Raw genomic sequence first — 25,629 nt, forward strand, 5'->3', positions numbered from 1 at the left:
TGGCGATCCTATGCAGCTTGCGTCATCACGCGACGGGACTTGTCGTGCGTGCTTGACGTGTATTGTTCAGGGGAGATGCTATCCAGCAAGTGGCCAACATGCGACGCAAACGCATCGCGTGCCGCCAGATCGCGACGCCACTCGACCACTTCCGCCAGCGCCGCCTTGAGTGCGGCGCTACATTGCTCCTTCTTCTTTGCCGCCGCTTCGATGACCTTGGCCTTTGTCTTGGTCACGTCCGACTTCGCCTTGAAGAACCAGCCGATAGCCAATGCGGCAACTAGCAGCGCGAACCATCCCGCGCTGAACGCAAACAGTACCGCAAGCACGCCGACTGTCAGCGCCGCATAGTGCTTGAAGCCGAGCTTGAGCGTGGCGAGCGTGTTGTCGCGCTCCTGGTCCAGATGCTGGCCGAGTGCGGCCAGCAATGGCGCTTCGTTGTCGCCATGGCGCGTCGTGCCCTGCCACCCTTCGATGGCGAATTCAATGTCGGTGGGTACCTGATTGCGGAACGACGCCGTGAGGTCGTCATGCGCATTGCGCACCCATGCACGCGAGAGCGCAATCGCATAGCGTTGTGTGGCGCGCGTGGCATGACTGAGCTCGGGGTTCATCGCGGCGTTGGTCAGCAACTGCGTGAAGCTGACCTTCTCCTCCAACGCAGCCGTCTCCAGTGCGTGCTTGCGCTCCGCGGCAGGCCGGTCGCCCGAATGATTGATGATCAGCTGATTGAGATGATCCTCGCGGCGCAGCGGCAACTCCTCGTCGTCGAAGCGTGACACGAGCTTGTCCAGCAGCCCGTCCACAGCCGCCTCGACGCTACGTGCCACCTCGAGCGAGCCCTCGAAGATGCCACGGAAATGCTCGAGCACGTCCTTGTGCAGGCCCGCGTCGTTGAGCGACTGGTTCAGGCGCTCCCACGTCGGGCTAAAGCGCGACAGATGTGAATACCTTCCGGCATGGTCCGTCTCCCTGAGCTTGCCACGCAAGCCCGCTTCCCACTGCCCGCGCTGCGTTTCGACGAAGCCCGCCGCTTCGCTCAGCTCATCGACCCATTGCTCCACCTGACGCGTGCAATGCATGCGGACCTCGCCACCGAACACGCTGCTGGCCAGGGCATCGACCAGCACCACGGTCTGACGATCGAGGCTTGCCGGGTTCTGCATGCCGAAATAGCGCTCCAGCCAGGTGCGGCACGCGTCGATACGGCCCGCGCGGCGGCACACCAGCGCGAACAACAGCGAGGTCTTCTCGTCGTCGCGCCTGAGCGCTTCCGCCAATGCGCGTCGCGCCAGATCTTCCTGATCGTTGAGCCACGCGGCGAGTGCCACCAGCGCCGGCGCCAGCCAGTAGCGCGGCGCCTGCAGCATCAATTCCTCGGTGGCGGACTTCATGGTCTCCCCACGCACCACGCTCAGGTCTGCCGCCTGCAGGATGCCGGTGGCCTGACGGCGCACCTCGGCGTAGTAACCATAGGTGGTCTCCAGCGCCTGGCGAACCTTGACCTGCCGGGTCTCGGCCAGCGCGAGTTCCTTCGCCTTGAGGTCCGCCTCGACAAAGCGCATGAACGCTTCTTCCAGACGAGCGAGCTCGGAGCGTGTATTGGTAAGCTCGTTACCGACGACCGAGACCTGCGACGAGACAGACTCGATATCGCGATTGATGCTCGCCAGGCTGCGCGTGATCAACGTCAGGTCCGCAACCTGAATGATTCTTTCGGTGGTACTCATGGTCAATCCCTGACGATGGACACGTCACCGCTCTCTGCAACGGCGATGACTTTGTCGGTGTAGATCTCTACGAATGCGTACTGGCCACTGGCGGCCAACACCCTGCCACGCGCGAGCAGCGGCGGCAGCGGTTCGAAACGCTTGTAGTGATGGATGATGTTGCCGAGCCGGTCCAGCGTATGGACCTCGTAGGGCTCTCCCAGATAGCACTGGGACACGATGCCGACCGGATGCTGGTCAATGGTGATATCAGGCAGTTCGTCGCGAAGCGCGGCCACGAAGGCTTCCACCGTCTGTCGATCATGCGTATGGCCGCCCGCGTCGAGCTTGCGAAGGGTCTCGATATACGCCGAAGATCGCTTCATCCGCAACCGCGCCTCGAGCTTCGCGCCGGACAGGCCCAGCGTGGGCGCCGTACGCGCCGAGGCCAGCGTGGTGACAACCGGGGCTGGCCCCGCACTCAATAACTTCCTTGCCATTCGTCGTGATTCCGCTCTTGAACCTGCTGGTCAGATTGGCATGATCACATGAATGACGGCGCTTGCGTCACTTCTCGTCACCCCACAAAGGTTGGGTCGTACCGCCGATCTACGCTGGGCTGACTACCGCCACTCGCCGAGTTACTCAAGGGTGCGCCGTGCCCAGCGCATTCAATATCTTCCACGCCGCCTCAATGCGCGCTGGCACCGGATAGTTACGGTTCGCCAGTAACACGACACCGATCCGGCGGGCCGGAATGAACGCCGCGTAGCTGCCGAAGCCGTTGGTCGATCCTGTCTTGTTGATCAGCACGTCCGGCGTCGATGCTTCTGGTGGTTCAATCCGTTGCGCGGGGCTGCCATCGAGCACCATGCGCGCGTCGTTGCCAGCGAGCAGATCGTCCACCGTGGTGGGCCAGCGATAGCGCTCCCAGCCGAGCGCCTGAGTCATGACGCCGGCACGGACGTACCCCGCATGCGTGGCGGACAAGGCCTGCCGCAGCGCGGCGTCATCGATGCTGCTGGCATCGATGTTCAGTTCGACGAAGCGGATCATATCGGTGGCCGTGGTCTTGATGCCATAGGCCTGCGCGTCGAACACGCCAGGTGTGACCCGCACCGGCTTGTCATGTTTGTCGTATCCCCACGCGTAGTCACCCATGCGAGCGCTCGGCACCTCGAGCCACGTGTGCATCAGGCCAAGTTTCGGCAGCAATTGTTGCGATAGCGCGGTTCGAAACGGCGTATTCATCGCCTTCGCCGCAAGATAGCCGAACAAGCCGATGCTCACGTTCGAATAGCGACGATAGCTGCCAGGCGCGTGTTCCGGCTGCCACTGTCGCAGCCACTCGATCATTTGCGGCATGTCGGCGACAGTGTCGGGCACCTGCAGCGGCAGGCCACCGGCCGTGTACGTTGCGAGGTCGCGCAGCGTGGTGCCACCCAACGCACTGCCGGCCAGCGCGGGCAGATACCTCACGGCCGGATCGTCCAGCGACAATGCCCCGCGCGCCTGCGCATAAGCGCCGAGCGTGGCCGTGAAGGTCTTGCTGACCGATCCGATCTCGAAGACGGTGTCGCCGGTCACCGGCTTGTTGGTCGCGCGGGACGCCACGCCGAAGCTGTAGACGCGATGCTTGCCGTCAACGGTGACCGCGACGGCCATGCCAGGGATCTGGTATTGCTTCATGACCGGATCAATGGCGGCGGCCACGGCCTGCTCCACCGCGTCCGTCTGCGCGTGCGACGCGCCGATCGACGTGGCAAGTACAACCATTGCGAAGCAGGAAGCAAGTCGTCGGCTCATGTCGTTTGCCCGGAGAGCCGGCCAGACCGGCGGATGTGGCGGGGGTGCCGATTCTACCCTCCCGAAGGAAGAACCTCCTCAACGTGATAGACCGTCGGCTCCTCCGAAAAGTATTCCTCTATTCCAGCCATGAACATCCGGTGGTCTTCGCTTGGCTCGAAGCCCAACCTATGATCGTCGAGCGATTGCCATCGCACGATGAGATGGAAGACCTCGGGAGTTTCGACTCCTTGCGCAAGCATATGGCCGATATAGCCCGTGGCCCGAGCCAGCAACGGCGCAACCTTGGCAAAGGCGTCGGCGAACGATTCGATGGATTCCCTTCGGACGGGGAGCAGCGCAATCTCATAGATCATGACGTTCCCTTACGATGCCACTGCAATCGCGATTTTTCCCTGAAGGCCTTGGTTAGGCTGCTCCAGCCGCGCATGGGCGAGCGGAATCTCGGCGAGCGAATAAACGGCGCCAACGTGTGGCCGCAATTGGCCGCGCTCAACCAATGCGCTCAGCTCATCGAGCTTGCCGCGGTGTTGTCGGGTAAAGACGAAGTGGTAGCTCGCGTTCTTGCCCCAGGCTTGAATGACGTTCTGTGGCTGCGCCGTGTCCACGATCGAGACGATGCGGCCGAGTTGTGCGAGTGCGTCGGGGCTGCGTGACAATGCGTCGCCGCCAATCGTGTCGAACACGACATCGACCCCGCGGCCACCGGTCTCGCGCATGATGGCGTCCACGTAATCCTCTTTCCGGTAGTCGATGACCATGTCCGCTCCCATGCTTCGCGCGAACTGGGCATTGGCCTCGCGCACGGTGGTGAACACGCGTGCGCCCATGGCTTTCGCGAGTTGGATCGCGACATGCCCGACGCCTCCCGCGCCGCCATGAATGAGGATGCTCTCCCCCACGCGTAACGCCGCGCGCGCGACCATTGCCTCCCACACGGTTCCGCCCACCAGACTCAAGCTTGCCGCCTCGAGGTGACTCAGCGACGAAGGCTTCTTTCCGATGATGCTTTCGGACGCGACGTGATACTCGGCGTAGCTGCCCGGCCCGTCAAAGATTTGCGGGGTGTACCAGACCTCGTCGCCGGGAGCGAATGCCGTCACGCCCGGCCCGACGGCTTCGACCACGCCAGAAACGTCGTGTCCGGTAATGGCTGGCAGTGGCACATAGTCGGCATAGTCGCCACGTCGCACCTGATAGTCGAGCGGATTGATCGAGGTCGCGTGGACCCGAACCAGAACTTGTCCCGCGTGGGGCACTGGGGTGGGGACGTCGACGAGCTCGAACGATTCCGGGCCTCCGAACGACTTCAGTACTAGCGCTTTCATTGCTGCTTTCATTCCATACCTCCGCTTCGATAAAAAGGGATATCGAGATTTATCGATATATCCGAGCAAAAAATTTACAGGTCTTTGCCGACGATCTCGGCAAGCGCGCTGATGGCGGCTTCGTTCCGCTTGTAATAGGTCCACTGCCCGATGCGCCGAACTTCGACCAGGCCCGCGCGTTGCAGCGTGGCGAGATAGTCCGACACCGTCGATTGCGACAGTCCTACGCCTTCCTGAATACTGCTGACGCATACGCCCACGACATTCACGTCACCCTCATCCTGCGGCGGAAAGTGCTTGGCGGGATTCTTCAAGCCTCGCAAGATATCGAGGCGAGTACGGTTCGAGAGGGCTTTGAAAACTTCGAGCAGATCCATGGCCCGAAGTATATCGGCTTTTCTCGATATGTCAATGTACGCCCCTCCTCCCCGCTATCAGTGCACCCGAAAGGCCGCCGTCGTCAGATCGAGCTGATGCGCCAGATCCTCGAGCGACGTCGCGGCAGCTGCCGCCTCTTCCACCAGCGCCGCATTCTGCTGCGTCGCTTCATCCATCATCGTCACCGCGCGGTTGACCTGTTCGATGCCGCTGCTTTGCTCGCTCGATGCCGCGGCGATCTCGCCCATGATGTCCGTCACCCGGCGGATCGCGCGCACGACTTCCTCCATCGTGCTGGCCGCGTTGCTTGCCAACCCGCTGCCCGTCTCCACATGCGTGAGCGAGGTTTCGATCATCGATTTGATCTCGCGCGCCGCGTTGGCGCTGCGCTGGGCAAGGCTGCGCACCTCCCCTGCCACCACGGCGAAGCCGCGGCCCTGTTCGCCCGCGCGCGCCGCTTCGACGGCCGCGTTGAGCGCGAGGATATTGGTCTGGAAGGCAATGCCGTCGATCACGCCAATCACTTCGGCCACGGTCTTCGCAGCGCTGCTGATATCGGCCATCGTCGTCATCACCTGCCCGACCACGGCGCCGCCCTGGTGAGCCACATCCACCGCGCTTACTGCGAGCTGACTGGCCTGTCGTGCGTTATCGGCGTTCTGGCGCACGGTCGACGTCATCTGCTCCATGCTGGCCGCAGTCTGCTCCAGCGAGGCCGCCTGCGCGCCGGTGCGCGCCGATAGGTCGGCATTGCCGGCGGCGATCTGCCGCGCCGCGGCCGAGATCGATTCGGAGCCCTGACGCACGCGTCCAACGGTGTCGGCGAGACTATGCTGCATGCGGGCAAGACCTTCCAGCAGGCGCCCCATTTCGTCGTGGCGCACCACGTGGACCTCATGCGTCAGGTCGCCGTCGGCGATGCGATCGAACTGCTCCAGCGCACCATCGAGCGGCACGATGATCGCGCGCAGCAGCGACACGCCGCACACCACGGCCACGATCAACGACACCACCATCGCCGCCATCATGCCGTTGCGAAACGCGTGATACGCCTGCTGCGACGATTCAAAGTTCTGCTTCGCGCGATCCATCTGATACTGCGCGAGCTTGCCGCCGGTTTCATTGGCATCGCGGAACAGCTTCGATACCTTGCCCTGCATGACCTGATCCGCCAACGCGCGGTCGTTCGCGCGCAGCGCCGCGATGATCGCCGCCAGGCCATCGCGCCATGCGGCGTCGCGCTTATTGGCCACCTCGGTCGCGAGCCGATTCTCCTCATCATCGCGCGGCAACGTCAGGTACTGTTTCCACGCCTCGTCGGCACGCTTCGCGAGCTCTTCGGTACGGTCCAGCAGCTTCGACGCGTCCTTGGCTTCGGGATACAGCATCGCGCGGTCGAGCGCGGTGCGCGCGCGCGTCATGCTCAGATCCGATTCCGCCAGCGCGAGCGCGGACGCGAGTTGATTGGCGTATGTGGACTCATGCGCGCGCGTGGCGGCTTGCAGGCCGAGCAGGCCGGCAATGCCGACGCCAAGCGCGAGCAGGAACAGGATGGACACCGTCACGATCAGACGGGTCCGGATGGTCAGGGTCTTGGGCATGATCGAGAGCAAAGCGGATGAACACCGGACAAACTCCGCTTGGCTAACGGTGCGGTGCAACATTACTTGAGCCCCGACTCGCTCCTTATTGCATGCCTATCGCATGCACGTCTTGTCTACTCATCCTGTCATCAAACCGACACCACCAGGAACGCAATCACCGTCATGATGCCAAAGCTCGCCACCGCATACGGCAGCAGGAACCGGTAGACCGCGCGCTCCTCCCCCTTGCCGTCCGACAACGTCGCGGCGATGGTCATGCGCACTGGCGAGAAGAAACCCAGCGACATCCCCGATACGTGCTGGACCGCCGCCACGGCGGCCACGCTCAGACCCGCCTGCACTGCCAACGCCTGCAGCGATGGCAGGAACAGGCTGTTCGGCGGCGTGCCGCTGTTCGCCAGAATGCTGAACGAGCCCGAGACCAGCGGTACCAGCAGCACGGCATTCTGATGCAGGCTGTCCATCAGCCCGCTGGCAATGGCACCGGCGATGCCGGCACGCGTAGTGACCTCCGCCATCATGGCGAACAGGAACGCCGTGATAATGGCCTGATGTCCCGTGCGCCACGCACCGCGCACCTCGACGCCCAACAGGTTGGTCTGTCGCGTGACCACCGCCGTGATCAACGCGCCGACGATCAGCCAGATGCCCGCATGCAGCAGCAGATGCAGCGGCGGCAGGTCGGCAAACGGCGAGAGCGTTGCCAGCGATGCCAGTGCGCCACGGATACCCGGATGCAGCCGGATCAGCGCCAGTCCGGCAATCAGCAATATGTACGGCAACACCTTGCGGCAGGCGAGCGTGAGCTCATCCTTGCCAGGGCGTTGCGTCAGCAGGTAGTACGCCGCTATCAGCACGCCGTATGCCGCCAGCAGCGCGGTCTCGGGTCCGATCGTGGCGTTGGCGGCCGCCAGCAGCAGCATGCCCACCGCGATCCACGACGCTTCCCTGACGCAGTCACCGACCGACCCCGCGAAGCCCGCGCCCTTGGCGGTGCGCCAGAACATGGTCAGCCAGACCGGCATCAGTAGCGCCACGGGGACCGTCGAGTAGAGGCCCAGCGTGGCCGCCGGAATGCGCGCATAGGCTGCGGCGAGCGCCGTGCCACTGCTCATCGCACCCCACGGGATCATGGTCTGGCTCAGCAGTCCGAAGACCATCAGATGCCGAGGTGCGATGGAGAAATTCCTGAGCATACCGACCGTGCCCAGCATGCCTACGCCAAAGCCGGTGGCGGATTCCGCGAAGGGGCCAATCAGAAAGCTGGCGAAGAACAGATGCCGACGTTTTTTCGGGGCGGTGTCGGGGACGTTCGACGGCAACGACGATCGCGTGTCGACGGTCGACCCATACCGCGCCGCAACCTGCCAGAACAGCAGCCCGCCAAAGACATAAGGCGCAATGGTCAGGCCGATCCATGTTCCTCTCGCCAGCGCAAACGCCACGTCGCGATAGCCAAACGGCGTGGCGCCATAGAAGACCGCCACCGGCACCGATGCCAGAAGCCCCAGCACGGCCGCCTTGGCCACGGACAGACGCCCGCTGACAATCGCCGCAACCACGAGCATGGCCGGGGTTGCCCAGACAAGATATTGCACGGATCGCTCATCCCGGAAAAATGACCCGTGTTTTTAGCACAAAAAGCACTTTGCGGCTAAACACCCTCTTCTGGATTCGGCCGGTCGAAGAATCTCCCAATGCCGTCGTCAATGACGACCTGCCCGGTTCGAACGGAGCTGCAACGGAACAGCGCGGCACCGTCCTCATGCCAGACCTCCGTTCGCAATGTATCGCCGGGATAGAACACGTCGGCGTATCGCGCGCCGATGCTACGAAGCTGCGGTAATCCCCCGCGCCAGTTTTTCCCGGTTGCCGTTGCCGCAATGCCAAGGTTGCAAAGCCCGTGAAGGATCGGCGTCCGCAAGCCCGCCGCGCGCGCGATCTCGGGGTCGGCGTGGAGTGGATTCAGGTCCCCGCTCAAGCGATAGAGCAGCGCCTGATTCGCATGCGTCGTCGATGCGGTGACATGGTCAGCGGGTCGCGACGGAAAGCCGGCATGACGTCTGCGGATGGGCGCGTCACCGCCAAAGCCCCCATTAGCGCGTGCAAGGGCCTGACCATTGACGGAGCCGATCTCCTGTCCGCTGTGCGCGTCCACCACAACGCGGCGCCAGTGAATGATCGCGCCCCGCTCCGGGCCTCTGTCGAAGACGGCTTCCACCCTGGTCCGCGCGCGCACGGTTCCCGACGAAGCCAGAGGCTTCGCCAGATGGATGTCATGCGACAGCGCGACCAGATGCTCCCAGCGGATGCCGGTCCGCGGGTCGCGCATCCAGTCTGAGGACGCGGCCAATACCGCCAGTTGCGTCGGTATGGCGATCAGGTCGCGCTCGTAGACATAGCTGAGATCGCAGGCGCTCGTTGCCTCGTATCCGAATCCGAGCCCCAGCGCATAGAGGATGCAATCCTTCGGGCCGTACGCCTGCCGTTGCTCCGGAATCTCGAAGTCCACCAGACGCCGAAGATCGGGCTGACTCACGACTGCGCTCCGAGTATCGCTTCGGTATGCTCCCCGAGCCGGGGCGGACCGTATCGAATATCAGGCGGCGTTGCCGACAACTGCATCGCATTGCGCGGCATCAGAAGTTGCCCTTCCGACGCGTGATCGAACACCTGGAAGAAGTCTGTCTCCGCCAGATGCGGATCGGCGCGGACGTCTTCCATCTCGTTGGCCGGCCCTGCGGGCACCTCCGCCGCGGCGAACGCTTCCAGCCACGCCTCCCTCGTCTTCGCGGCAAGCGCGGCTTCCACGATGTCGTACAGCGCCACGACATTGACGATGCGTTGCCCGATGGTGGCGAAACGTACATCGTCGCGCAGATCGCTCCTGCCAATCAGCTCAAACAGGCGATGCCATTGCCCATCGGTATTGGCAACGATGCACAGCGGCTTGTCGAGGGTACTGAGCGGACGATGGACCGCGCTGAAGACCCGGCCATACCCGATCGGTGCGGCGGTCTGCCCGGGCTCTGGCACGAACACATGGTCCGCCATATGCTCGAGCAGGTTGAAGCCGACCATGGTCTCGAGCATCGGTACTTGCACCTCCTGTCCGATACCGGCGCGCTCGCGGTGCAGCAGCGCGGTGGTGATGGCGGAGTACAGGTAGACACCGCAGAGCTTGTCGGCCAACAGCATCGGGATATAGCCGGACTGACCCGTCATGCGCCGATTCAATCCGGGCACGCCACTCAAGCCCTGAATGACGTCGTCGTACGCCGGTCGATCGAAATACTGCCCGCCCTTGCCAAACCCCTGTGCCGTGGCGTGGATCAAACGGGGGTACCGTGCCGAGAGACTCGCGTAGTCGACACCAAGCCGCTGCGCCGCGCCCGCGCGCATGTTGTGCACCACGACGTCGGCACCGGCAATCAGGGACAAAAGCTGCTCGCGTCCGGACGGTTGCTTCAGGTCAAGCACCACACTGCGCTTGTTGCGATTGAGGTTGAGAAAGAACGAGCCCATGCCGGGCGATCGCTTCTGCCCGATACCGCGGGTGGGGTCGCCTTCGGGCGGCTCCACCTTGATCACATCGGCACCCATATCGCCGAGCATCTGCGTGGCCACCGGTCCCATCAGGAACGTGGTGATGTCGATGACGCGAATTCCTTCGAGAGCACCTGCCATATGTCTGTCTCCTGTATCGGTGTCGTTGTTGTTGTCGTTGCTGTTGACGTCGATATCGGTCGTTATACCCGGTGGGCCTTGACGATGCCACTGCCGATGATCAGTCGCTGCACCTCGCTGGCGCCCTCGTAGATGCGCAGCGCGCGTACGTCGCGATAGAGTGCTTCGACTTCCTCGCCCACGCGGACCCCGGCCCCGCCCCAGAGCTGCACCGCGGCATCCACTACCCGTTGCGCGGACTCCGTGGCGACCAGCTTGGCCATGGCGGCCTCGCGCGGCGTCGGCTTGCCCTGATCGCGCATCCATGCGGCACGATAGACCAGCAATGCGGACGACTCCACCGCTGTGGCCATATCCGCCAGCATGGCCTGAGTCAGTTGCATATCGGCCAGCACACTGCCGAACATCTCGCGCGAGAGCGCGCGCTCGACGCCAAGCCGCAGGGCCTTTCTGGCAAACCCCAAGGCCGCGGCAGCCACCGATGTGCGGAAGATGTCGAGCGTGCGCATCGCCAGCTTGAACCCCGCGCCCTCCTCTCCCAGTCGCATGCTGGCATCGACATGGCAATCGCGGAAGCGCAGTCTTGCCAGCGGGTGCGGCGAGATGACGTCGATGCGCTCGGCAATCTCCAGACCCGGGTTGTCGGCATCGACGATGAATGCGGACACGCCCGCGGATCTCGCGGTGCCCGGCTCTCGGGCAAAGACGACATAGAAATCCGCGATGCCGCCGTTGGAGATCCACATTTTCTCGCCATTGAGCACGTAACCGCCCTGCCGTCGCGCGGCTTCGCAGCACATGCCACCCACGTCCGAACCGGCGTTGGGTTCGGATAGCGCGAAGGCCGCAATCTTCCGGCCTTGCGCCACGTCGTCGAGATAGCTCGCCTTCTGCTCGGGCGACCCCGCCAACGAGATTGCGCCCGACCCCAGGCCCTGCATCGCAAAGCTGAAATCGGCAAGCGGACTGGTTTGCGCCAGCAGCTCGCGCGCCAGGCATAGCGCGCGCGAGTCGAGACTGGCGTTGCCCGATGCATCGATGCGCGGCACGCACAGCGCAAGGATGTCCGCCTCACCAAGGCTGCGCACCAGCGTCCTGCAGTGCTGATCGATCTCGCCCGTCGTCCTGGGCGGCGGAAGCGATGCAAACGCGGATGTGGTCCATGCAAGGATCTGTTCGGCGGCCGCGTGGTGCCTGCTTTCAAAGAATGGAAGATCAAGGTGGTCCAGCGGCGTAGGGGATGGCTTCATTGGTCGCATATGGCTCGTGCGGAGGGCGAGGAATCCGCGCGGTGTAGAACCGAACGCAATCGATGCGAATCGGGCTTGACCAAAAACATACTACTGCGTAGCATTATTTTCAAGCACAAGACCAACATACGGAGACACGATGGCATTGCCCCTCGAAGGATTACTCGTAGTGGCCGTCGAACAGGCCGCCGCGGCCCCCTACGCTTCGTCCCGCCTGGCAGACGCCGGCGCGCGCGTCATCAAGATCGAGCGCGTCGAGGGCGACTTTGCGCGTGGCTACGATTCCGCGGTCAACGGCGACAGCACCTACTTCGTCTGGCTCAACCGGGGCAAGGAGTCGATCGTGCTGGACTTTGCCAATCCGGACGATGCCGCGTTGTTGCAGCGCATGATCGGCGAGGCCGACGTGCTGATTCAGAACCTCGGCCCCGGCGCGGCGAAGCGTGCAGGGTTCGGCTGGGAAGACATGCGCGCGCGTCATCCCCGACTGGTTACATGCGATATCACCGGTTATGGCGAGGACGGTCCTTACGCCGGCATGCGCGCGTATGACCTGCTCGTGCAGGCGGAGAGCGGTATCGCCTCGGTGACCGGCACCCCCGATGCGCCCGGCCGCATCGGTATTTCCGCGTGCGATATCGCCACCGGCATGTACGCGCACGCGGCCATCCTCGAAGCATTGTTGCAACGCGAACGCACGGGCGCGGGTAGTGCCATCCATGTGTCGCTGTTCGATGCGATGAGCGACTGGATGACCGTGCCGCTACTGCATTACGAATACGCGGGGATGATCTGGCCGCGCGTTGGATTGTCCCATCCGACCATCGCACCTTATGGCGCGTTCCCGGTCGGCGGTGCCGTTGGTGCTGAAGAAACCGTGCTGATCGGCATCCAGAACGACGGGGAATGGAAGCGACTCGCGCAGGATGTGCTCAAGCGTCCCGAGCTGCTGGAGAAGCCGGAGTACGTCAGCAATCTTTCGCGCGTCGAGCATCGCACGGTCCTCGATCGGGAGATCAAGACGACGCTGGCAACGATGACCAAGGCGGAAGTCATCGCAGCGCTACAGGCGGCACGGATTGCCTTCGCCTCGGTCAACGACGTCACCCAGCTTTCCACCCATCCGCAACTGCGACGCGTCACGGTGCCTACCGTGCACGGGGAAGCCAGGCTCGTGGCGCCACCGGCGAAGTTCCGCGGCGAAGAGCGTGTACTGGGCCATGTGCCTGGCCTCGGGCAACACAGCACCGCGCTCCGCGACGAATTCGCCGGGCAAGCCTCCTGATCCCACACTACAAGACACCGCAGCCATGAGCGACAAGATCCTGACCGAGAAGAACGGCGCAGTCACCACCATCATCATCAACCGGCCCGCGGTACGCAACGCGCTCGATCGCGAAGCGACCGCCGCGCTGGGGGCCGCGCTGCGTGCGTTCGAGGACGATGACGAAGCGAAGGTCGCCGTGCTGTGCGGCGCGGGAGGTGCCTTTTGCGCGGGCGCGGACCTCAAGGAGCTGGCGGGTGGCGCGGAGTACGACGCGTGGGCCGGCACCGATGGCCCGCTTTCCCGGCCGGCACGCAAACCGGTGATTGCCGCCGTGGCCGGTCATGCGTGCGCGGGTGGCCTTGGGCTCGCGTTGTGGTGCGACATCCGCATCGCCGAGGAATCGGCCGCCTTTGCCGTGCTCTCCCGCCGCTGGGGCGTGCCGATGAGCGACGGCACCACGGTGCGACTGCCGCGACTGGTCGGCACCAGCGTGGCGTTGGACATGTTGCTGACCGCGCGTACGGTTTCGGCGCAGGAAGCGCTGCAGATGGGTCTGGCCACGCGCGTGGTGCCAGATGGTACGGCGCGCGCGGCTGCGGAAAGCCTGGCGGCCACCATGGCCGCGTTCCCGCAGATCGCCATGAATTCCGATCGTGAATCCGTGTACCGGCAGGACGGTGAGCCCATGCATGCCGCGCTCGCTATCGAAGCGGATCTCGCCGAGCGTGCCAAGCGTGTGGAGGCGCAGGCGGGAGCCAGTCGCTTTGCCGCAGGCATGGGCCGGCATGGAGCCGTCGCATGAAGGCCGTCGTCTGTCGCCAGCTCGGGCTAGCGCATACGGAATACGCTGACGTCGCCCCGCCGGTCCTCCGGCCTGATGGTATCCGCATCCGAGTGCATGCCGCGGGGGTGAGCTTTGCCAATCTGCTGGTACTCGAAGGCAAGCACCAGAACCGTTGGGAGCCACCGTTCACGCCCGGCACCGAGGTGGCCGGTGTGGTGCTGGCGTGCGGCGACCAGACTTCCCTCTTCAAACCGGGCGATCGCGTGGTCGCGGGGGTGCGGATTGGTGGCTATGCCGAGGAAGTCGTTGCGCCGGAGTCCACGGTGTTTGCCTTGCCCGACGCGGTCGACTTCGACGCCGCGGTGCAATTCCCCACGATCTACGCCACGGCATATGGCGCGCTCAAGTGGCGCGCGGCCCTTGCACCCGGCGAGACGTTGCTGGTGCACGGCGCCGCGGGCGGCAGTGGCCTGGCGGCGATCGAGATCGGCAAGATGCTCGGCGCGCGCGTGATTGCCACGGCAGGCGATGCCTCCAAGCTCGAGGCGGCGCGGCGTCACGGTGCCGATATTGCGATCAACTACCGCGAGGAGGACTTCCGCGACGTGGTCCTGCGCGAAACCGCTCAGCGCGGTGCGGATGTCATCTTCGATCCTGTGGGTGGCGACACGTTCAGCGAGTCGCTCCGATGCATTGCGCCGGACGGGCGAATCATCCCGATGGGTTTTGCCGGCGGAACGATTCCGCAGATTCCCGCCAACCTGGTGCTGGTCAAGAACGTCACCGTCATCGGAATCTATTGGGGCTACTACATGGGATGGGGCAAGCAACTGCCGCCGGCATCAGTGGTGAAGCGTGTGCGCGGTGCATTCGATGAAATGCTGGGCTGGGCCGCGGCGGGACGGCTTAGCCCCGAGACCTTTGCTGCGTTCCCGCTCGAACGATACCGGGACGCACTGGATGCGATTACAGAACGCAAGGTAATCGGCCGCGTGGTCCTGCATCCCGACACCACGATCTGAGAACGACAAAACTATTACCCGAAGAGGAGACAAACATGAAGCAGTACATCGCAGCAATGGCCTTGCTTGGTGTCGGCATGTCGCTAACGCCAGGGCTGGCAGTCGCCCAGGCCGACTATCCCGACCGTCCGATCAAGCTGGTGGTGCCCTACCCGCCCGGTTCCGGAACCGATACCGTCGCTCGCTATGCCGCGCGACGCATGGAAGCGGTACTCGGCAAGGCGGTCGTCATCGAGAATAAACCCGGCGGCAACGCGATCATCGCGGCGCAAACCGTGATCAACGCGCCGGCCGATGGGTATACGCTGCTGTGGGCAGCCAACGGCCCCGTCACCACCAACGTGGCGCTCTACGAGAAGCTGCCCTACAACCCTCTCACAGATCTGGAACCGGTCGCGCGTCTGGCGTACTCGCCGATGGGCTTGTACGTTCCTGCCGATTCTCCTTACAAGACTGCGGGAGATCTGTTCGCCGATGCCAGAAAGCGGCCGGGTAAGCTGAACTATGGAAGCGGCAGTGCCACCTACAACATCGCTACCGAGTGGCTGATGTCACTGGTAGGCGCCAAGGCCAATGCCATTTCTTACAAGGGCAGCAGTCCCACGCTGACCGATCTTGCTGGCAAGCAGGTGGACTTCGCCATCGCGGAATACAGCGCGGGGCTGCCTTTGGTGAAAGGCGGAAAGCTCCGCATGCTTGCCCTCACGTCCGATCGCCGGATGAAATCCGAACCGGAGATGCCGACACTGCAGGAACTCGGATACAAGGAGTTCTTCCAGGTGGCATGGTGGGGCGTCTTTGCCCCCAAAGGCACGCCCAAACAGGTGGTGGCGCGGCTGGAAAACACGCTGCTGACCGTCTTCAAGGACGCCGAGACGGCGCAGTATCTGGATCAGAACAACTTCAGCGCTTTCCCGGGTACCGCCGATCAACTTCGCACGTTCCAGAAATCCGAGATCGAGCGCGAGTCGAAGCTGGTGGATCGTTTCAATATTCCCAAGCTGTAACGCCAGGGCTGGCGGTGCCGCGCTGGCAAGTAATTCTGATATCTTTGCACCCCTCCGCTAACAAGACCGCATCAGCAAAGAAGAGCAAGAGAGCACAGGTATGGGACGAAAACGTCAGATCGGCACCCCGGAAGGCGACGAGAAGCAGTTGGCTATCCTCGACGCCGCGGCTTCGATCTTCATGAAGCTTGGCTTTGCCGCCACGTCGCTGGACGATATCAGCGACAGCTATGGGGCGACCAAGGGGATCATCTACTACCACTTCCGTAGCAAGACGATCCTGTTCTTCGCGGTGCAGCGCCGCGCCATGGAACTGACCCGCGCCGCCATCGAACCCGCCGCGGCGTCGGACGCACCGGCGCGCCAACGCCTGGAGGCGATGGCCTTCGCGCATGCGCTGCTGATGATGGAACATCTCGACTACCTGCGCGTGGCCGCGCAAGGTCTGGAACTGCAACTGGGCGGACGCACGACGGAAGAAGAACGAGCCGAGATCAAACGCATCACCGCCCTGCGCGACGGCAACGAGCGGCTCTACCTTCAGGTGCTGGAGGAAGGCGTCGCCAGCGGCGAGTTCCGCGAGATGGACGTACGCATCGTGGTCAAGGCACTGCTGGGGGCGTTGAACTGGACGTCGCGCTGGTATCAGCCCCGCAAGAGCGAAACCAAGAAGGATCGCGAGAATATTGCCGCGGAGATTGCGAGGTATGCGGTGAATGGGTTGAATCGGTAGCTGGTGAATTTTCAGCACAATGCATTTAGAAAATCAATGTGCGATATTTATTTATATGACTTTCAGAAAGCCTTCAGTTTATCCCTCATTTTATCGGTTGATTAACCGATAGCGCGATGGATGTCCGGTGCGGTGCCGACGCCCTCCCCAGCACCGACCGTCATCACCCAGTTACCTCCTTTGCCGCGCCACCGCGTCATCTCCGCGCTTTCCGCACAAGTTTCCCAACGCTTCCGCCTCCCGTGTCGGCGCCTCGCGAGCGGCTTTGCGCCGCTTCGGATTGCGCCCCCCTTCCTTGACGCACTTCGGGGTGCCCGGGCATAGTATCCGCAATATTTTAATTGACGTTCCATGTCAGCGACCTCGGTAATTTATTTATCGACGACAAATTAAATAATGCGGACTGCTATTTATGATTAATAATTACGAGGCCGATTGGGAAGGTCGAATCTTTTCGGATGGCTGGCATATTGGCTCGGGACATGTCGCCGAGGTTATCGAACCTGCCACAGGCGAAAAGCTCGCCACGATCGGCACAGGCCTTCGGGAGGACATCGACCGCGCGGCAGATCTGGCCAGCGCGGCACAGCCGGTCTGGAGCGCGATGAGCTTCGACCTTCGCGCGGAAGTCATCCGCGAAGCAGCCCGTCTGTTGAAATCTCGCGCGGACGAGATCAACACATGGAATGTCCGCGAGTGTGGCTCCACGCTTGCAAAGGCGCAGTGGGAGCTGCAGGCGTCATACGAGCAATTGCAGATGGCGGCCGCCATGCCGCTGCAGCCGGCGGGTGCCATGTACGCATCGTCGATACCGGGTCGGCTCAATCTATCTCGGCAGTTGCCAATCGGCGTGGTTGGCGTGATCGCCCCGTGGAATTTTCCACTTCTCCTCGCGATCCGGTCCGTCGCTCCGGCCCTGGCCATGGGCAACGCTGTCATCCTGAAGCCCGCCCAGCAAAGCGCCGTCACCGGTGGTCTGGTGTTGGCCAAGGTGTTCGAAGATGCGGGTCTCCCGTCCGGGGTCCTGCATGTCATCCCCGGCGGCCCCGTGGCCGGCGACGCCCTCGTGCGACACCCCAACGTCGGCATGATCTCATTTACCGGCTCGACCGCCGTGGGGCGCTCCATCGGAGAGACCTGCGGCCGGATGCTGAAGAAGGTCGTGCTCGAACTGGGCGGCAACAACGCCATGATCGTCCTGGACGATGCCGATATCGATGCCGCTGCGTCCAATGGCGCCTGGGGATCGTTTCTGCATCAAGGGCAGGTCTGCATTCAGACCGGCCGTCATCTGGTCCATCGTTCGATCGCCGATCTGTATGCCACCAAACTAACGCGGCGCGCGCAAAGCCTGAAGGTAGGTGACCCCCATCGGCAAGCCGTGCATCTGGGCCCGCTGATCAATCAACCGCAACTCAGCCGCGTCGATGGCATCGTCAAACAAAGCATCGCGGCTGGCGCCACGCTGCTGGCCGGCGGCCGTCATGACGGCCTGCTCTACGAAGCGACGGTCCTGTCCGACGTCACGCCCGTGATGCCGGCATTCTCGGAGGAGATCTTCGGTCCCGTCGCGCCACTCACCGTGTTCGACGATGACGACGAAGCCATCGCGCTCGCCAATGGCACCCCTTACGGTCTGGCCGCCGCCATTCACACCAGATCGCTGGCGCGGGGCCTTGCGCTCTCGTCGCGCCTCCGGGCCGGAATGGTGCACATCAACGATCAGACCGTGAATAACGAGTTCCACGTGCCGTTTGGCGGCGTGGGCGCATCGGGCAACGGCGGCAGATTCGGTGGACCCGCGAACTTCCATGCGTTCACCCAGACCCAGTGGGTAAGCGCCCGCGACGAACCGATCGTCTATCCGTTCTGACCGCGCATCCCAGTTTCGCTTTTTGACTCACGATGAACCACAACACAGGCCGCAGACGCTATCTGCTTCGCGTCTTCGACGCCGTGAAGGCGCTTGCCTTTATCGGCGACCTCAGCATGGGACAGCCAACCGATCATTCACCGCGCACAGCATGGCTGGCCATGCGCCTCGCGCAAAGCGCGCGCCTGGACGCATCGATGCAAGGCACCGTATGCGAGGCAGCGCTGCTGCGGTGGTCCGGCTGCACCGCCAACGCCGGCGGTTTTGCCGAGATTTTTGGCGACGATATTGCGATCCGAATGGCGATGCTCGAAGGCCGTTCGGCAGCGATCAAGCCGCTGACGGAAGTCGGGAATATGAACACGGCGCTGCGGCCGCTCGCGCAGATCCACTGCGAGGTGTCGGCAGCGGTGAGCGACATGCTCGGGCTGGCGCCGGCGACCGAAGCCGCATTGCGCCATATTCTGGAAGCATGGGACGGTAGTGGACAGCCAAGGCATATCGAGGGAGATGCGCTGCCGCTTGCCGTGTGCGTGGTGGCACTGGCCGGCGATCTGGAAGTGCTAGGCCGCACGTTCGGGGTGAACGTCGCGCTCGGGCTGATCGCGGAACGCGCGGATCGGCGGTATCCCGCGTGGCTGGTCTCGATTGTGACGAGCCATGCGGCCAGTTGGCTGGCTGAGCTGGAAGCTACCTCCGCGGCCAGGCTCGACATGGCGCTGCGCACACCGCATATGGAGTTCAAGACTTCGGCCGGGCTGATCGCCGATGTCATCGATCTGAAGCTGCCCTGGATGACGGGGTTCTCGCGCACGGTCGCCGCTACCGCAGCTGGCGCGTTTGCCCGCCTTTCCTCCGATAAAGCCGCGCAGGCCCACGTCTACCACGCGGGATTGATCCACGGGATTGGGCGCGCCGCCGTGCCAAACGAGGTATGGGAGATGACGACGTCCCTGCCCGAGAGCGCATGGGAGCAGGTGCGGCTGGTGCCCTACTGGACCTCGCGCGCAGGTCAATGGCCCGGACCGCTTGGAGAGGCGGCCACGCTCGCGTCGTTCGCGTACGAGCGGCTCGACGGTTCCGGCTACTTCCGCGGTGCGCGAGATCAGGCGTTATCGCTCGAAGCTCGCGTACTCGCAGCCGCGGTGGCCTGGGCGGCAATGCGCTCGCCGCGGCCATGGCGCGCGCCGTTGTCGGCGGAAGCCGCCGCAAGAGAACTGCGTGACGAGGTAGCCCGGGGACGACTCTGCGCCGAAGCCGTCGACGCACTGATATCGAACGGCACCCGGATCGCGCGCTCGCCACCCCTTTGCTCGCCTGAAGACAGTCCGCTTTCACCGCGTGAAATGGACGTGCTGCGCGCAGTCTCGCGCGGTGCCACCAACAAGGGCGCGGCGAGAGAACTCAAGCTGAGCCCCAGCACCGTGGGCACGCACCTCGAGAGCGTATACCGCAAACTCGGTTGCACCACCCGAGCCGCCGCCACACTCAAGGCATCGGCCATGGGACTGCTTTAACAGAGCAAACGGACGATCCAGCCGCGCTGCGCCAAAAGCGCAGCGCGCGCCATCGGCCATCAGAATCATTACTGGAGCAATCATGGAAGAATCATTCACAGATTCTCTTCTACAAGAGGCATTTCTGAGATCCATCCTTTACCTGCGGTCCCTCAGAAACCGGGCGAGAGTCGCCTACCCGAAGGCCATTCAGCGCCTTGATGAATTGAGACATCCATTGCCGCGGAAGGGGCTCGATGGGATGGCCATCCTCAGTCGCCTCGACGAGATTGGCTCTCCGGCGACGGACGTGGCCACGCGCGGGAGCCGGCCGGGCCACGCGGCCAAGGTCGCGCCATCGGCGACGATTGCGGCGAGCTGGCTCGCAGCGGTCTGGGGGCAGCATGCATTTCGCGCAAACGCATCGGTCGGGTCCACGCTGGAGGACGTATCGCTGCAGTGGCTAGGCGATCTGTTACGCATGCCGGAGAACACAGCCGGCGCCCTGGTCAATGGCATGCCCATGGCAACCTTCACCGCACTGGCGTCGGCCCGGCACGCCCTGCTCGCGCGGGTGGGATGGGATATCGAAGCAAACGGCCTCCATGGCGCCCCGGAGCTTCGGGTCGTGGCAAGTGAGGACATCCCCGCTACGGTGCTCGGCGCGTTATCGCTGTTGGGTCTGGGAAGGCATCGAATCGTTACTGTGCCAACGGACAGGCGCGGGCGGATACAGCCGGAGTGTCTGCCAGAACTCGACCCTCTGACCATCGTCTGCATCCAGGCCGGAAATCCGAGTACTGGTGATTTCGATCCAGCCGCTGAAGTCTGCCGCCTTGCGAGAAATGCGGGGGCGTGGGTACATGTCGAAGGTGGCCTGGGTCTCTGGGCGCTCGCGCATCGCGATTTCGACACCCTGACATATGGCCTCAACGAGGCGGATTCCTGGGCGACGGATATTCGAGTATGGCTCGATCTGCCTCAAGAGAGCGGCATCGTACTAGTCCGAGATACTTCCTGTCTGCAAGCCGCGATGTCGGGGACTGCCGTGCTCGCCGCGGATGTATGGGCCGCGCTGCTGTCACTGGGGCGCGACGGCATCGCGGATCGGATCGAACAGTCAAGTTTGTATGCCCGCACGCTCGCGGAGGGCCTCGCGAAGGCCGGATACGAGGTACTCAACGAGGTCGTGCTCGACGTCGTACTGATCTCGTTAGGATCTGTCGAGACCACTCGCGCGGTCATCAACATGCTGCGGGCCGATGGTGCCACGTGGTGTGACGAAACCACGTGGCAAGGTCGCGTGGCCATGCGTATCAGCGTAGCAGGCCTGGCGTCTGGCAAGGGGGACAAGGGCCTCACCGGTGACGTCGAGGGCGGGGTGCGGATGATCGTGCGCGCCGCCGAGAAAGTTCGCTGCGACACGAGCCCCCTGTCGATCTTCAATCTCATGGAGGGCCCGTGACACCGATGCGCTACAGCGTGCCGTGCAGGCGCCGCAGCCCACGACTGAAGGCCGCGCCCATGATCGACTCGTGGCTTTCTTCAGGGTACATATGCGCCTCGACGGAGAAGCCGTCGTTCTGCCATCTCTGCAGGATCTGTTTCATCACGAACATGTCGCCTGGCATGTCAACGCTGCCCAACGCGGTCTGCACGACGTCCTTGATGGCATCGGGCATTGGCGCGCCAAACTGCTGAGCGAACCTTGCTCGATGCTCGAGTTCGCCAACACACATGTACACGCGGGCCGCGGGAGCGGGGTTTTCTTCGACAATGCGCGCGGCGACATCGAGCAATGCATGGTCGTGCCACCACAACGATGGGCTGACCGCGAGATATCGTCGGAATGCATCGGGGCGATGCAACAACGCGTACAGAACGAAGAGACCGCCGAAAGACTGCCCGGTCAGCGTTGCCTGGTCCGGGTCGATGGGGAAGGCTTCCGCAAGCGCTGGTTTCAGTTCATCCGCGAGGAAAGCGAGAAACGCATCCGCCCCGCCGGTCGGGGCCATACCAGCCATGCCGAAGAGAGCGGGCGTCACCGGTTCGAAGGCAGGCCACGACGTGGTCAGGTCCCGGTTTCGCTTGATGACAAACGGGGGATTGGCGTCAATCGGATAGCCAACACTGGCCCCATAGATCAGGGGCAGGTCCAGACCAACGGCACAACTCCTGATCGTACTGATCAGCGACCCCGCACTCAATTCGGCATCGGTCGCGATCACCAGCGCGCCACGCTCTCCTGCCGGTGGCACGCGATTGGCTGTCACGCACACGCGCAGGACGTCATCGATATGTTGCGGTCGGACCAGCCAGACTTCCGATCCCGCTATCAAGGCATCCTGGCGCTTCTCAAGAATTTCCATATTGCACTCCAATATTTCAAGTTGATGATTTGGATGTTGTGCAATATGTATATCGCTCGTTCGCGACGCGCTGGATCGGTTGATTAGCCGATCCAGCGCGGGCGTGGATAACCGCGCATCAAGTCACCGGCGCCGGATTGAACAGCGCCAGCGAGTTGTACAGCTTGTGATGCTCCGCCCAGGTCTTCTTGCGACCACTGGCGACGTCGATCATCAGCTGGAACAACTCCCAACCCACGTCCTCGATCGTCGCTTCGCCGGTGGCGATGCGACCGGCGTTCACGTCCATCAGGTCGTGCCAGCGGCGTGCGAGATCGTTGCGGGTCGCTACCTTGATCACTGGCACTTCGGCCAGGCCATACGGCGTGCCGCGGCCCGTGGTGAAGATGTGCAGGTTCATGCCGGCGGCCAGTTGCAGCGTGCCGCAGATAAAATCGCTGGCAGGCGTGGCTGCGTAGATCAGGCCCTTCTGCTTGAGCTTCTCGCCCGGCGACAGTACGCCGGTGATCGGTGCGCTGCCGGACTTCACGATCGAGCCCATCGCCTTTTCGACGATGTTCGACAGGCCGCCCTTCTTGTTGCCCGGCGACGTGTTCGCGCTGCGGTCCACGCGGCCACGGTCGAGGTATTTGTCGTACCAGTCCATCTCGCGAATCATGGCCTCGGCCACTTCCGGCGTGGCCGCGCGCGCGGTCAGCTGGTCGATGCCGTCGCGGACTTCGGTCACTTCCGAGAACATCACGGCAGCGCCCGCGCGCACCAGCAGGTCGGTGGCAAAGCCGACCGCCGGATTCGCGGTCACACCCGAGAACGCATCGCTGCCGCCGCACTGCACGCCGACCACGAGGTCCGACACCGGGCACGTTTCACGGCGACGCTGGTCCAGTTGCTTAAGGTGGCTCTCGGCCATGGTCATGATCGAGTCGATCATCGAACCAAAGCCCACGTGCTGATCATCCTGCAGGCACACCACGCCCACCTGCACTTCACCGGCACCGGTCTGGATCGGAATCGTGCCCGGCGGCATCAGGCGGTCCGGCTGCAGCTTCTCGCAGCCCAGGCTCACCATCATCGCGGTACCACCGAAGTTCGGATTCAGCGCGATATTGCGCAGCGTGCGAATCGGCACCACCGCGTCGGGCGCGTCGATCGCCACGCCGCAGCCATACGTATGTTCGAGGCCGATCACGTCATCGACGTTCGGATACTTCGGCAGCAGCTCGTCCTTGATCCGGCGCACCGCATGCTCGACCACACCGGACACGCACTGCACGGTGGTGGTGATCGCGAGAATATTGCGCGTACCAACCGAACCGTCCGGATTGCGGAAACCCTCGAACGTGTAGCCTTCCAGCGGCGGCATGGGCGCGGGCAGGCGCGTGCCGATCGGCAGATCGGTCAGTCCCGGCGCCACCGGCATATCCATCACGCGCTCCCAGACCCAGCTGCCACGCGGCAGGTCCTTCTGCGCGTAGCCGATCACCACGTTGTAGCGGATGATCGCATCGCCCTGCTTGAGGTCGGTCAGCGCCACCTTGTGGCCCTGCGGTACGCGCTCGCGCAGCGCCAGGCCATCGGCGAACACCGCGCCTTCGGTCAGGCCGCCGTCATTGGCAACGATGGCGACGTTGTCATTCTCGTGGATACGGATGTAGAGCGGCGGAAGCGCCGGCGTTTGTTCGATGGTCTGTGGGGACGTGACCGACATGATGGTTCTTCCTCTGCTTAATTGGGGTGCTTCAGTTCTACCCGGCGGATGTCCTTGACGATCACCAGATAGGCCAGCACCGTCACCAGCGCGTTGATCCCCACGAACACGAGCGCACCGTTGAACGAGCCCGTGACGCTGAGGATATAGCCAATCACGATCGGCGTCACGATACCCGCGATGTTGCCGAACGTGTTGAAAATGCTGCCTGCAAGACCGATGACTTCCTTCGGTGCGGTGTCCGCGACCACGGCCCAGCCGAGTGCGCCAATGCCCTTGCCAAAGAACGCCAGCGCCATGATGCCGACCACGAGCCAGTCCGCATCGACGTAGTTGCAGCCGATCATGCTGACCGACAGCAGCATGCCCGCCACGATCGGCACCTTGCGCGCCACCGTCAGCGTATAGCCGCGGCGCAGCAGCGCGTCGGAAATCACGCCGCCGAGCACACCACCCAGGAAACCGCAGATTGCTGGCAGCGAGGCCACGAAGCCGGCCTTGAGAATCGTCATGCCGCGCGCCTGGACCAGATACACCGGGAACCAGGTGAGGAAGAAGTACGTGAGCACGTTGATGCTGTACTGGCCCAGATACACGCCGGCGAGCATGCGGTTGGTCAGCAGCTGGCGTGCATAGAACCAGCCGGCGGGCGCGGCCTGATCGGCCTTGTCAGCCTTGCTCGATTTGCCCTTCTCCTGCCCTTCGTTCATGTGGATCAGACCGCCACCCTGCTCGATATGCTCGAGCTCGGCGCGGTTGATCGACGGATGCGTGGCCGGGCTGTGCATGACCTTGAGCCATACCAGCGCCAGCAACATGCCGAGGCCGCCCATCCACAGGTACACGTGGTGCCAGCCAATCTCATGCGTGAGCCACGCCATCAGCGGCGTGAACACGACCGCGGCAAAGTACTGCGCGGCGTTGAAGATGGCCGAGGCCGTACCGCGCTCGACGGTCGGGAACCAGCTCGCCACCACCTTCGCGTTGGCCGGGAAAGCCGGCGACTCGGCCAGGCCTACGGCAAAACGCAGCACGAACAGCACGACCATCGCCGACGCGAACGTGGCGAAGATGCCGAGCCAGCCCTGCAGCAGCGTGAAGAACGACCATGCGAAAATGCTGGCCGCGTAGATCTTGCGCGCGCCAAAGCGGTCGAGCAGCCAGCCGCCCGGCAGCTGCGCGAGCACATAGGCCCAGCTGAAGGCGGAGAAGATAAAGCCCATCTGGACGGCGTCGACGCCGAACTCCTGGCGCATCGCCGGGCCGGTGATGGAGAGCGTGGCGCGATCGGCGTAGTTGACCGTGGTCACCACGAAGATCAGCAGAAGAATCCAGTAGCGGACGTTGGTACGGCGCGCGCCGGAGTCGGCATGCGCGGCGGGGATGGTGTTGGCGGGGTTGATGCTCATCGGGTCTCCTCACAGCCGGGACCCCAGGGGCGGAATGCAGCGGGATCGGCTTGTGATCTGTCGTCGTACGACATCGATTATAGAGACGCGGTTCGTGCACCAGTATCTCGCGTATACCCTATGATGCGGTGCACACATGCACTGTAAAGGGTTGTCAGCATTGGGTTTCCTTTCAGTTAGCTTGCACCGTGACGGCCTC

At 63.4% G+C, this 25,629-nt stretch carries 22 protein-coding genes; 8 read left to right on the forward strand and 14 right to left on the reverse strand.

The window, feature by feature from the left end:
- Nucleotides 1–8 precede the first annotated feature (8 nt).
- The 11 genes from LDO41_RS06945 to LDO41_RS06995 all read right to left on the reverse strand — a co-directional run bounded on the left by LDO41_RS06945 (nucleotide 9) and on the right by LDO41_RS06995 (nucleotide 11,762).
- Nucleotides 9–1,730 (reverse strand): hypothetical protein, encoded by a 1,722-nt coding sequence (locus tag LDO41_RS06945; RefSeq protein WP_223983629.1) that lies wholly within the window; start codon nucleotides 1,728–1,730, stop codon nucleotides 9–11.
- A gap of 2 nt (nucleotides 1,731–1,732) precedes the next feature.
- Entirely contained in the window at nucleotides 1,733–2,209 is a 477-nt protein-coding gene (locus LDO41_RS06950) for a nuclear transport factor 2 family protein (protein WP_223983631.1), read from the reverse strand.
- Nucleotides 2,210–2,354: 145 nt separating this feature from the next.
- Nucleotides 2,355–3,515 carry a class C beta-lactamase gene (gene ampC, locus LDO41_RS06955; RefSeq protein WP_223983633.1) on the reverse strand — a complete coding sequence of 387 codons (1,161 nt, stop codon included), beginning with the start codon at nucleotides 3,513–3,515 and terminating at the stop codon, nucleotides 2,355–2,357.
- Between the two features lie 53 nt (nucleotides 3,516–3,568).
- The gene (locus LDO41_RS06960; protein WP_223983635.1) at nucleotides 3,569–3,871 is read right to left on the reverse strand and encodes an antibiotic biosynthesis monooxygenase family protein; all 303 of its coding nucleotides are present in this window, start codon (nucleotides 3,869–3,871) and stop codon (nucleotides 3,569–3,571) included.
- 9 nt (nucleotides 3,872–3,880) lie between these two features.
- Nucleotides 3,881–4,843: a zinc-dependent alcohol dehydrogenase family protein gene (locus LDO41_RS06965; RefSeq protein ID WP_223984292.1), complete on the reverse strand. Its 963-nt coding sequence runs from the start codon at nucleotides 4,841–4,843 to the stop codon at nucleotides 3,881–3,883.
- Between the two features lie 74 nt (nucleotides 4,844–4,917).
- Nucleotides 4,918–5,220, reverse strand: a complete 303-nt coding sequence (locus LDO41_RS06970; protein ID WP_223983636.1) for an ArsR/SmtB family transcription factor — start codon at nucleotides 5,218–5,220, stop codon at nucleotides 4,918–4,920.
- 57 nt (nucleotides 5,221–5,277) lie between these two features.
- Entirely contained in the window at nucleotides 5,278–6,822 is a 1,545-nt protein-coding gene (locus tag LDO41_RS06975) for a methyl-accepting chemotaxis protein (RefSeq protein WP_223983639.1), read from the reverse strand.
- Between the two features lie 131 nt (nucleotides 6,823–6,953).
- Nucleotides 6,954–8,423, reverse strand: a complete 1,470-nt coding sequence (locus tag LDO41_RS06980; RefSeq protein ID WP_223983642.1) for a lactate permease LctP family transporter — start codon at nucleotides 8,421–8,423, stop codon at nucleotides 6,954–6,956.
- 56 nt (nucleotides 8,424–8,479) lie between these two features.
- Nucleotides 8,480–9,364: a MaoC/PaaZ C-terminal domain-containing protein gene (locus LDO41_RS06985; protein WP_223983645.1), complete on the reverse strand. Its 885-nt coding sequence runs from the start codon at nucleotides 9,362–9,364 to the stop codon at nucleotides 8,480–8,482.
- Nucleotides 9,361–10,512 (reverse strand): CaiB/BaiF CoA transferase family protein, encoded by a 1,152-nt coding sequence (locus LDO41_RS06990; protein ID WP_223983648.1) that lies wholly within the window; start codon nucleotides 10,510–10,512, stop codon nucleotides 9,361–9,363. Before LDO41_RS06990 ends, LDO41_RS06985 begins: the two co-directional genes overlap by 4 nt.
- A 62-nt stretch (nucleotides 10,513–10,574) precedes the next feature.
- Entirely contained in the window at nucleotides 10,575–11,762 is a 1,188-nt protein-coding gene (locus tag LDO41_RS06995; protein WP_223983669.1) for an acyl-CoA dehydrogenase family protein, read from the reverse strand.
- A gap of 139 nt (nucleotides 11,763–11,901) precedes the next feature.
- Here LDO41_RS06995 and LDO41_RS07000 point away from each other — a divergent pair, with 139 nt between their 5' ends.
- From LDO41_RS07000 to LDO41_RS07035, 8 genes are all read left to right on the forward strand, one after another.
- Nucleotides 11,902–13,047: a CaiB/BaiF CoA transferase family protein gene (locus LDO41_RS07000; protein WP_223983672.1), complete on the forward strand. Its 1,146-nt coding sequence runs from the start codon at nucleotides 11,902–11,904 to the stop codon at nucleotides 13,045–13,047.
- A 25-nt stretch (nucleotides 13,048–13,072) separates the two neighbouring features.
- Entirely contained in the window at nucleotides 13,073–13,831 is a 759-nt protein-coding gene (locus tag LDO41_RS07005; protein WP_223983675.1) for a crotonase/enoyl-CoA hydratase family protein, read from the forward strand.
- Nucleotides 13,828–14,835 (forward strand): NADPH:quinone oxidoreductase family protein, encoded by a 1,008-nt coding sequence (locus LDO41_RS07010; RefSeq protein WP_223983685.1) that lies wholly within the window; start codon nucleotides 13,828–13,830, stop codon nucleotides 14,833–14,835. The genes LDO41_RS07005 and LDO41_RS07010 overlap by 4 nt, the downstream gene beginning before the upstream one ends.
- Before the next feature lie 35 nt (nucleotides 14,836–14,870).
- Nucleotides 14,871–15,842 (forward strand): Bug family tripartite tricarboxylate transporter substrate binding protein, encoded by a 972-nt coding sequence (locus LDO41_RS07015; protein ID WP_223983687.1) that lies wholly within the window; start codon nucleotides 14,871–14,873, stop codon nucleotides 15,840–15,842.
- Nucleotides 15,843–15,942: 100 nt separating this feature from the next.
- On the forward strand, nucleotides 15,943–16,575 hold the full coding sequence (locus LDO41_RS07020; protein ID WP_223983690.1) for a TetR/AcrR family transcriptional regulator: 633 nt from the start codon (nucleotides 15,943–15,945) through the stop codon (nucleotides 16,573–16,575).
- A 412-nt stretch (nucleotides 16,576–16,987) separates the two neighbouring features.
- Nucleotides 16,988–18,448, forward strand: coding sequence for a benzaldehyde dehydrogenase (locus LDO41_RS07025; RefSeq protein WP_223983693.1), 1,461 nt, complete (start codon nucleotides 16,988–16,990; stop codon nucleotides 18,446–18,448).
- Nucleotides 18,449–18,480: 32 nt separating this feature from the next.
- Nucleotides 18,481–19,965 carry an HD domain-containing phosphohydrolase gene (locus LDO41_RS07030; RefSeq protein ID WP_223983695.1) on the forward strand — a complete coding sequence of 495 codons (1,485 nt, stop codon included), beginning with the start codon at nucleotides 18,481–18,483 and terminating at the stop codon, nucleotides 19,963–19,965.
- An 82-nt stretch (nucleotides 19,966–20,047) separates the two neighbouring features.
- The gene (locus LDO41_RS07035) at nucleotides 20,048–21,409 is read left to right on the forward strand and encodes a pyridoxal phosphate-dependent decarboxylase family protein (protein WP_223983697.1); all 1,362 of its coding nucleotides are present in this window, start codon (nucleotides 20,048–20,050) and stop codon (nucleotides 21,407–21,409) included.
- Between the two features lie 10 nt (nucleotides 21,410–21,419).
- On the opposite strand, the gene LDO41_RS07040 is transcribed toward LDO41_RS07035, so the two are convergent.
- From LDO41_RS07040 to LDO41_RS07050, 3 genes are all read right to left on the reverse strand, one after another.
- Nucleotides 21,420–22,313, reverse strand: a complete 894-nt coding sequence (locus LDO41_RS07040; RefSeq protein ID WP_223983699.1) for an alpha/beta hydrolase — start codon at nucleotides 22,311–22,313, stop codon at nucleotides 21,420–21,422.
- A 118-nt stretch (nucleotides 22,314–22,431) separates the two neighbouring features.
- The gene (gene garD, locus LDO41_RS07045; protein ID WP_223983701.1) at nucleotides 22,432–24,021 is read right to left on the reverse strand and encodes a galactarate dehydratase; all 1,590 of its coding nucleotides are present in this window, start codon (nucleotides 24,019–24,021) and stop codon (nucleotides 22,432–22,434) included.
- A gap of 17 nt (nucleotides 24,022–24,038) precedes the next feature.
- A complete protein-coding gene (locus tag LDO41_RS07050) occupies nucleotides 24,039–25,430 on the reverse strand; it encodes an MFS transporter (RefSeq protein ID WP_223983715.1) in 1,392 nt (463 codons plus the stop codon).
- Between the last annotated feature and the right edge of the window lie 199 nt (nucleotides 25,431–25,629).

This window comes from Cupriavidus pampae (assembly GCF_914271485.1).
Taxonomy (GTDB): Bacteria; Pseudomonadota; Gammaproteobacteria; order Burkholderiales; family Burkholderiaceae; genus Cupriavidus; species Cupriavidus pampae.